The sequence below is a fragment of the Streptomyces sp. NPDC049577 genome, from assembly GCF_040675635.1.
Classification (GTDB): Bacteria; Actinomycetota; Actinomycetes; order Streptomycetales; family Streptomycetaceae; genus Streptomyces.
The window spans coordinates 1-8,063 of record NZ_JBFAPH010000289.1 but is presented as its reverse complement, the minus strand read 5'-3'; the positions used below and the strand labels follow the sequence as shown (position 1 = coordinate 8,063).

8 protein-coding genes and 1 pseudogene are annotated in these 8,063 nt (G+C 74.5%); 1 reads left to right on the top strand and 8 read right to left on the bottom strand.

Annotated features, from left to right (window positions below):
* Positions 1-285: pseudogene (locus tag AB0K09_RS25675) on the top strand (NAD(P)-dependent oxidoreductase); the annotation flags it as partial.
* Here AB0K09_RS25675 and AB0K09_RS25670 read toward each other — a convergent pair.
* From AB0K09_RS25670 to AB0K09_RS25635, 8 genes are all read right to left on the bottom strand, one after another.
* Positions 266-1,495 carry a M6 family metalloprotease domain-containing protein gene (locus tag AB0K09_RS25670; protein ID WP_366067755.1) on the bottom strand — a complete coding sequence of 410 codons (1,230 nt, stop codon included), beginning with the start codon at positions 1,493-1,495 and terminating at the stop codon, positions 266-268. The pseudogene AB0K09_RS25675 and the gene AB0K09_RS25670 sit on opposite strands and share 20 nt — an antisense overlap.
* 50 nt (positions 1,496-1,545) lie before the next feature.
* Entirely contained in the window at positions 1,546-2,811 is a 1,266-nt protein-coding gene (locus AB0K09_RS25665; protein WP_366067754.1) for an alpha/beta fold hydrolase, read from the bottom strand.
* A gap of 106 nt (positions 2,812-2,917) precedes the next feature.
* A complete protein-coding gene (locus tag AB0K09_RS25660; RefSeq protein WP_366067753.1) occupies positions 2,918-3,730 on the bottom strand; it encodes a class I SAM-dependent methyltransferase in 813 nt (270 codons plus the stop codon).
* 113 nt (positions 3,731-3,843) lie between these two features.
* The gene (locus tag AB0K09_RS25655; RefSeq protein WP_366067752.1) at positions 3,844-4,080 is read right to left on the bottom strand and encodes a hypothetical protein; all 237 of its coding nucleotides are present in this window, start codon (positions 4,078-4,080) and stop codon (positions 3,844-3,846) included.
* Between the two features lie 185 nt (positions 4,081-4,265).
* Entirely contained in the window at positions 4,266-4,976 is a 711-nt protein-coding gene (locus AB0K09_RS25650; protein ID WP_366067751.1) for a GntR family transcriptional regulator, read from the bottom strand.
* Between the two features lie 41 nt (positions 4,977-5,017).
* Positions 5,018-6,394: an aldehyde dehydrogenase family protein gene (locus AB0K09_RS25645; protein ID WP_366067750.1), complete on the bottom strand. Its 1,377-nt coding sequence runs from the start codon at positions 6,392-6,394 to the stop codon at positions 5,018-5,020.
* Entirely contained in the window at positions 6,391-7,395 is a 1,005-nt protein-coding gene (locus tag AB0K09_RS25640) for a proline racemase family protein (protein ID WP_366067749.1), read from the bottom strand. The genes AB0K09_RS25645 and AB0K09_RS25640 overlap by 4 nt, the downstream gene beginning before the upstream one ends.
* Positions 7,396-7,421: 26 nt before the next feature.
* The coding region (locus tag AB0K09_RS25635; RefSeq protein ID WP_366067747.1) for a dihydrodipicolinate synthase family protein at positions 7,422-8,063 on the bottom strand (642 nt) is incomplete at its 5' end.

Genomic DNA, 8,063 nt, shown 5'->3' with positions numbered 1-8,063 from the left:
GCCGAGGAGTTCCTGCCGTACGCCTCGTCCACCGCGGCCTCGCTGCCGAACTTCATGGCCTTCTACGCGCAGCGCATCGACAAGGGCGAACACCCGGGCGACGTGGACAAGCTGGCCATGGGTGTGGCGAGCGTCGGCCACATCCTGCACACCACCGAGGACGCCGGCGTCGACACCTCGCTGCCGGCCGCCGTGCTGGATGTCTTCCGGCGCGGAATTGCCGCAGGTCACGCCGGGGACAGCTTCACCAGCCTGGTCGAGGTGTTCAGGAAGCGGGCCGCCTAGCGGTCACGCGGACCGTGTCGCCCGTCGCGCCGCCCGCGAGGACGTCGATGCGGACCCCGGCCGCGGGGTCGGTGAAGGACTCCCCCGGGCCGTAGGCGGCGAGGTCGAGCGGGGTGCATCCGGCGGGCGGGGTGGCGGACGGATGGCCGTTCATCACCCGGACCGGGCCCTCGCCCGTCGCGGTCGCGGAGTCGACCTTGTAGATCAGCACGCCGGTCGAGCAGGGCCGGGGGTCGTTGCCCTCGGCCCGGCGCGACTCGGCGACGTACGCCGTGGTGGGGCCGGTGCGGACCACGGCGATCTTCTTGCCTCCGGGCCGCTCCACGGGGGACAGCCGGACCGTGCGCCGGCCGGGTGCGGCCTGGCAGGCGACCTGGTCGTCGTCGATCCAGCCGAGCTTCCAGGCGTGCCAGCCGAGGTACTGCGGGGCGCGGCCCGCGATGTTGCCCATGACGTCCCAGCCGCCCACGAAGCGGTGGGTGTCGCCGCTGAAGGCGTACAGGTCGGGAAGGCCGAAGGTGTGGGCGGTCTCGTGGACGGCGACCTTGTGGCCCCAGTGCCACATGTCCTGGCCGAAGGTGACGGCCCATTTGACGCGTGCGCCGTCGGCGGTGACGCCGGGGGTGGCCGGGTCGTAGAGGTAGGTCGGGGAGAAGGAGATCGCGCTCGCCGTGCGGGCGGGGACGACGTAGACCATGTCGTAGCGGGAGAAGTCCGTGGAGGGGTCCGCGGCCGTGACGGCGTCGCGGAGGTAGCGCTCGTGGGCCTCGAAGGTGAGGCCGCGCTGGAAGCCGTAGCCGGTGGACGCGGCGGGCATGCGGACCCACTGCCGGGTGAAGTCGATGGCGAGGCGCGAGCGGCCGTAGGAGGCTGTGCGCATCCAGTCCGCGGCGGGGGCCAGTTCGGCCGCGTACGCCTCGGTGGAGTCGGCGGCGGGGGCATCGGGGAAGTCCACGAACAGGGTCAGGACGCGATGGGTGCCGGTCGCGCGCTGAAACTGTGCGGGGTCGGTGTCGTGGCCCTCGTCGGTCCAGCCGGTGGTGCCCTTGAGCGCGCAGCCGGCGGCGGCCGGCGGCCGTTCGGGCGGGGCGGGGCTCGCGGTGGCCGTGGCGGCGGTGGCAGCGGTGGCGGCCGTGGTGGGGACGGCGGCGCAGGCGGCGAGGGCGAGGGCCGTGGCGAGCAGCCGTGGCCGGGAAGGCGTGGTGGGCATGGCTCTCCTTGCGGGACTGGGTGGGGGAATTCCCGGGGGGTGGTGGGGGGTCAGGCGCGGCCGGCGGCCAGGTCCATCAGCCGGTCCAGCACCCGGCCACCGGAAGCGCCGATGCCGTCGTGCTCCCATTCGTTGGTGACCCAGGCGCGGACCGCCCCGACCTCGCGGGCGGTGCGCAGGGAGAGTCCGGCGTCGACGTAGATGTCGTCGTGGTAGACGACGGCCGCGACCGGGACCCGGTTGGCGGCGAGGCGGTCGGGGTCGTACAGCGGCTGCCAGTCGCTCCGTTCGGCCAGCAGCTCGGCGGCGTCCGCGAACGGGCGCAGGCCGGCGATCTCCCGGAACATCCAGGGGTAGATCATCTCGCCGGTCGGCAGCAGCGGGTCCGCGTCCTCGGCGAACTCGGGGAAGCCGGCCAGGGCACGGTGCGCGGCCCAGCCGGTGGGCTTGCCGCCCTGGCCGTAGATCGACTCCTGCAGGACGGCGAACAGGGGGTTGTCCGTGAAGCCGGTCAGGGCCGCCACCTGGTGGAGGAAGGTGGCGGTGGGCTCGCCGCGTTCGTCGAGGGCCTCGTCGAGCAGCCAGTGCAGCCGCTCGAAGCCGTCGCCCATGCCGAGGGCGAGGCCGAGGAGGCGCAGCCGGCGGGTGGTGAGCCGGTCGCCGTCGGGCAGGCGGACGTCGCCGGCGGTGAGCAGGTCGGCGAGGCGGCGCAGCCGGGGCGCGTCGTCCGGGTAACGGTCGTAGAACTCCAGGGCGCGGTCGCGGACGCGGGGGTAGGTGCGGGCGTAGACGTCGTCGGCGGTCGCGGCCAGGCCGGGCAGACCGCCGGCGACGTAGCAGGCGCGCAGGCCCTCGGGGGCCCGGGAGAGATAGGTGAGGGTGAGGAAGCCGCCGTAGCTCTGGCCGAGGGTCTCCCAGGGCTCGTCGCCGCACAGTTCACGGCGTATCAGTTCGGCGTCGGCGACGATCGAGTCGGCCCGGAAGTGCCCGAGGTGCTCGGCCAGCCGTTCGGGGGACGTGTGGCGGGAGGCCGCGCGGGCGGTCACGGGCGTGGAGCGGCCGGTGCCGCGCTGGTCGAGCAGCAGCACCCGGTGCGTCTTCAGCGCCCGGTCCAGCCAGCCGGGCGAACCGGCGGACGGCCGGGGCGACTTGCCGCCGGGCCCGCCCTGGAGGTAGAGCAGCCACGGCAGTGCCTCGCCGGCGCGGGCGGGGTCGACGACCTCGCGGGCGAACACCCTGATGTCCGGGCCCTGGGGCGCGGAGTGGTCCAGGGGCACGGTGAAGACGTGGTCGGCGGTCGCGTACGCGGGGTTCATGGCGCTCTTTCCATGCCGGGGCTGGTTCCATGCCGGGGGCGGCTGTGCTGGACAGCGTGGAACAGCCGTCGCGGCGGCGGTACTCCCGGCAGCGCATAACCCCGTGTTATGCGCGCCGCGCGCCCTTCGTGCGCGCCAGGAACAGACTGGTGACCACCCGTACGAGCACCGCGTCGCCACCCGCGATGCGTTCGGCCTCCGCCAGGAGCGGTCGCCGCACCGGCTCGGCGAGCATCCGGTAGCCCGAGTAGGAGGCCAGCAGGCCCACGAGTTCGGGGCCCGGGCACTCGTGCTCGGTCTCGTAGAGCCGGTGTTCCAGGTCGGTGAAGCCGCCGTCGGCCTCCATCTCCCGCCACTGCCGGGCCGCGGGCCCCCGGTGGGCCGGGCGCGGGCGGGGCTCGAGGAGGGTGTGGTCGGGAACGGCCACGCCCTGCCGGGCGTGGGCGGCGGTCAGTTGCCGGGCCAGCCGGGCGTCCTCCAGGAACCAGTGGTTCCAGAACAGCGCCAGGGCGCCTCCGGGCCGGAGCGCGGCCCGCGCCCGCGTCCACCGCACGGCCGGGTCGACCCAGTGCCAGGCCTGGGCGCAGTACAGCAGGCCGTACCGCCGCCCGCCCGGCCGCCACGTCTCGAAGTCGGCGCCCTCGACGTCGACCCCCGGCAGCCCGGCGCACTTGAGGCGCAGCACCCGCGCCATCCGTGCGTCCGGTTCGACGCACGTCACCGGTAGCCCACGCGCCGCGAAGGCCAGGGTGGCCTTTCCGGTGCCGGCGCCCACTTCCAGCGCGGGTGCCGCGCCGGACGGCGCGGCGAAGCGCAGGACGTCTTCGGTCAATTGCGCCGGATAGCCCGGCCTGGCGGCGTCGTACTGCTCGGCGTCGTCGCCGAAGGCGTGGCGGCGTTCCCGGGGCGCGTCCGTCATGGAACCACGGTACGGGGTGCGGCCGTTGGCCGTCCGGGACAGTACGAGTGCCCCGCCCCGCCACCCGGGGATCACCTCGGTGCCGAACACCCTCCAGGCCGCCACCACGGCGGCTACTGGCCGTGCCGGCGGCTGTAGAGCGTGAAGAGGACCAGGAGCAGCCCGGCGAGGAGGACGCCCCTGCCGGGCCAGGGTTTCGGGTCCCGGGCCCGGATGGCGTCGCCGTCCGGGGCGCCGCCGCCGTGGGCCTCGCGGCGGTGGCGCTCGCGTTCCTGTTCGGCCTGCCGCTTGTTCGCGACCTCGTCCCAGGTGATCCCGCATGCTGCGCACTGGTACTGGTAGCTGGACACGTCGGCTCCTCGGCATGGATCGGGCCCGGGCGGCCGCGATTCCGGCCGCGATTCCGTAAGGCTCCCGAACCCTAGTGCGGAACCGGTGCGCCGGGAGGGCGTTCCGGGGAGACTTCCTCCCTTCGAGGGAGTTCCCCGGGACCGCGGGGATACGTCGGCCCCGGCCGGTCCCCGGCCCCCGGGTCCTACCGGGCGGCCGGCGCCGGACGGCGCTTCGCCGGGGAGTTCTCGCTCCCGCCCCGGGCCCACAGCGAGCGCACATGGCCCAGGTGGCGGGCCATGCACTTCTCGGCGCCCCTGGCGTCGCCGGCCAGCATCAGATCGAGGAGTTCGAGGTGTTCCTCGGCCGAGGGGATCAGCTCGCCCCGCTCGTCGAGCGCGGTCAGGCCGTACAGGCGCGAGCGCTTGCGCAGGTCGCCGACGGTCTCGACGAGGCGCTCGTTGCCGGAGAGGCCCAGCAGGGTGAGGTGGAAGCGGCGGTCGGCCTCCAGATAGCCGATCAGGTCGTGCTCGCGCGCGGCCCGCACGATCTCCTCGGCCACGGGACGCAGGGCCTGAAGGTCCTCGCGGGCGGCGCTGCGGGTGATGCGACCGGTCATGGGCACCTCGATCAGGGTGCGGATCTCGGTGTACTGGTCGAGGTCGCGCTCGTTGACCTCGGTGACCCGGAAGCCCTTGTTGCGGACCGGCTCGACCAGGCCCTCGCGGGCCAGGTCGAGCATGGCCTCGCGCACGGGCGTCGCGGAGATGCCGAACTCCTCCGCGAGCCCGGGCGCCGAGTAGACCTCGCCGGGCCGCAGTTCGCCGGAGATCAGGGCGGCCCGCAGGGCATGGGCGACCTGGTCGCGCAGCCGCTCCCGGGCGGTGATGAGGTGCGGCTGCTTGAGGTGTCCCATGGTGTCCCTTTCGTACCCGAGTGGATCACCAGCGTACAATGTCACATAGCGGTGGTCAGGGTGTAGGTGCGGCTGGAGGTGTAGAACTCCAGGGCCGCCCGGCCCTGTTCGCGCGGCCCGTGGCTGGAGGTCTTGGTGCCGCCGAAGGGCAGGTGGAAGTCGACGCCCGTGGACGGGGCGTTGACCCGGATCATGCCGGTGTCGAGGCGGTCGAGGCCGTACAGGGCCACGTCGAGGTCGGCGGTGTGCACGGAGGTGACCAGCCCGTACGGGACGGAGTTGGTGATCCGTACGGCGTCGGCGAGGTCGTCCGCGGGCAGCAGGGCGGCGATCGGGCCGAACACCTCCTCGGTCAGCAGCCGGTGGCCCGGCGCGACCTTCTCGACCAGGGCCGGCGCCGCGTACCAGCCGGGGCCCTCGGGGGCCCGGGCCTCGGCGAGGACCGCGAGGCCGTCCCGGGCACCGGCGACCCGGTCGCGGGCCGGCGCGGAGACAAGTGGTCCGCACACCGTGGCGGGGTCCGCCGGGTCGCCCACGGGCAGGGCGCGCACCGCCTCCGCGAGGGCCTCGCGCAGGGGTTCGAGGGCGGCGCCGACCGCGATGACCCGGCTGGTGGCGGTGCACTTCTGGCCCGCGTACCCGGCGACGGCCGAGGCGATGTGCGCGGCGGCGCGTTCCATGTCGGCGTCGGGCAGGACGACGGCCGCGTTGAGGCCGCCCATCTCGGCCTGGACCGGGATGCCCCGCGCGGTGGCCGCCGCGGCGACCGCGGAGCCGACGGCGGTCGAGCCGGTGAAGGAGACCACATCGGCACCGGCGATCAGGGCGGCACCCTCCCCCGCGCCGCCGGGCACGACCGTGAACACCCCGTCCGGCACCGCCCCGGACACGATCTCGGCCAGGCGCCGGGCGCAGGCGGTGGCCTCGGGGGCGGGCTTGAGGACGACCGTGTTGCCGGTCGCCAGGGCCGGTGCGGCCTTCCAGCTGGGGATGGCGAAGGGGAAGTTCCAGGGCGTGATCAGGCCCGCCACGCCGTGCGGGCGGCGGCGGGTCAGCAGCAGACCGGGGCCGCCGGCCGGTTCGTGGACGGCGCCGACGGCCTCGTAGGGGGCCTGGGCGTAGTAGCGCCAGATCGCGACGGTGCGGGCCACTTCGGCGCGCGCCTCGGCGACCGGCTTGCCCACCTCCCGTACGGCGAGGCCGGCCAGTTCACCGGCGGCGGCCTCGACGGCGGCGGCGATCGCCGTGAGCGCCGCGGAGCGGGCGGCGGCGCCGCCGGCCAGCCAGCCCGGCTGGGCGGCGCGGGCCCGCTCGACGGCGGCGGCGACGGCCGCGGGGCCGGGGGCGGTGAACTCGGCGAGGACGTCGGTGGGGTCGGCCGGATTGCGGGAGACGAAGGGGGCGTCAGCGGCGGTCACAGGAGGAAGCCTCCGGGGAAGGGGTCGTCCGGGTCGAGGAAGTACTGGGCGGTGCCGGTGATCCAGGCCCGTCCGGTGATGGTCGGCACGACGGCCGGCAGCCCGCCGACCTCCGTCTCCCCCACCAGGCGGCCGGTGAACCGGGTGCCGATGAAGGACTCGTTGACGAAGTCGCGGTCGAGCGGCAGCGCGCCGCGGGCGTGCAGCTGGGCCATGCGGGCGGAGGTGCCGGTGCCGCAGGGCGAGCGGTCGAACCAGCCGGGGTGGATGGCCATGGCGTGCCGGGAGTGGTACGCGTCCGAGCCGGGCGCGGCGAGGTAGACGTGCTTGAGGCCGCCGATCTCGGGGCGCTCGGGGTGGACCGGCCGGTCGGGCGAGGCGTTGACGGCGTCCATGATGGCGAGCCCGGCGGCGAGCAGGTCGTCCTTGCGGGCCCGGTCGAAGGGCAGCCCCAGCGCGTCGAGATCGACGAACGCGTAGAAGTTGCCGCCGAAGGCGATGTCGTACGTGACCGTGCCGTAGCCGGGGACGTCGACCTTGCGGTCGAGGCCGAGGCAGAAGGAGGGCACGTTGGTGATCGTGGCGGACCTGGCCGCGCCGTCCTCGACCCGGACGTCGACCGTGACGAGTCCGGCCGGGACGTCCAGGCGCACGGTGGTGACGGGTTCGGTGACCGGCACCATGCCGGTCTCGACGAGGACGGTGGCGACGCCGATGGTGCCGTGCCCGCACATCGGCAGCAGTCCGGAGACCTCGATGTAGAGGACTCCGTAGTCGGCGTCGGGGCGGGTGGGCGGCTGGAGGATGGCGCCGCTCATCGAGGCGTGCCCGCGCGGCTCGTACATCAGGAGGGTGCGCAGGTGGTCGAGGTGCTCGATGAAGTGCAGCCGGCGCTCGGCCATGGTGGCGCCGGGTATCACCCCGACGCCGCCGGTGATGACGCGGGTGGGCATGCCCTCGGTGTGCGAGTCGACGGCATGGAAGACGTGTCTGGTGCGCACGGGCGTCCTTTCGGCCGGTTCGGCGGTCAGCGGTGGCCGTCGGCGACGGCCTTCTCGGTGGCGGCCCGGACCTGCGCCTCGGTCTCCCCGGTGAGGGGGAAGCGCGGCGGCCGGGTCGGGCCGCCGTGACGGCCGACGATGTCCATGGAGAGCTTGATGGACTGCACGAACTCGGTCTTGGAGTCCCAGCGCAGCAGCGGGTGCAGCGAAGTGTAGAGGGGAAGGGCGGTCTCCAGGTCGCCGGCGACGGCGGCGTGGTAGAGCTCGGCGCAGGTGGCGGGGAAGGCGTTGGGGTAGCCGGCGATCCAGCCGACGGCGCCGGCGGTGGCGAGCTCCAGCAGCACGTCGTCCGCGCCGATGAGCAGGTCGAGCTCCGGGGCGAGCTCGGCGATCTCGTAGGCGCGCCGGACGTCGCCGCTGAACTCCTTGACCGCCACGATGCTGCCGTCGCGGTGCAGCCCGGCCAGCAGGGCGGGGGTCAGGTCGACCTTGGTGTCGATGGGGTTGTTGTACGCGACGACGGGCACCCCGGCGCGGGCCACCTCGGTGTAGTGGGCGCGGACGGCGTGCTCGTCGGCGCGGTAGGCGTTGGGCGGCAGCAGCAGGACGGAGCCGCAGCCGGCCTCGCCGGCCTGCTCGGCCCAGCGGCGCTCCTCGCCGCTGCCGTA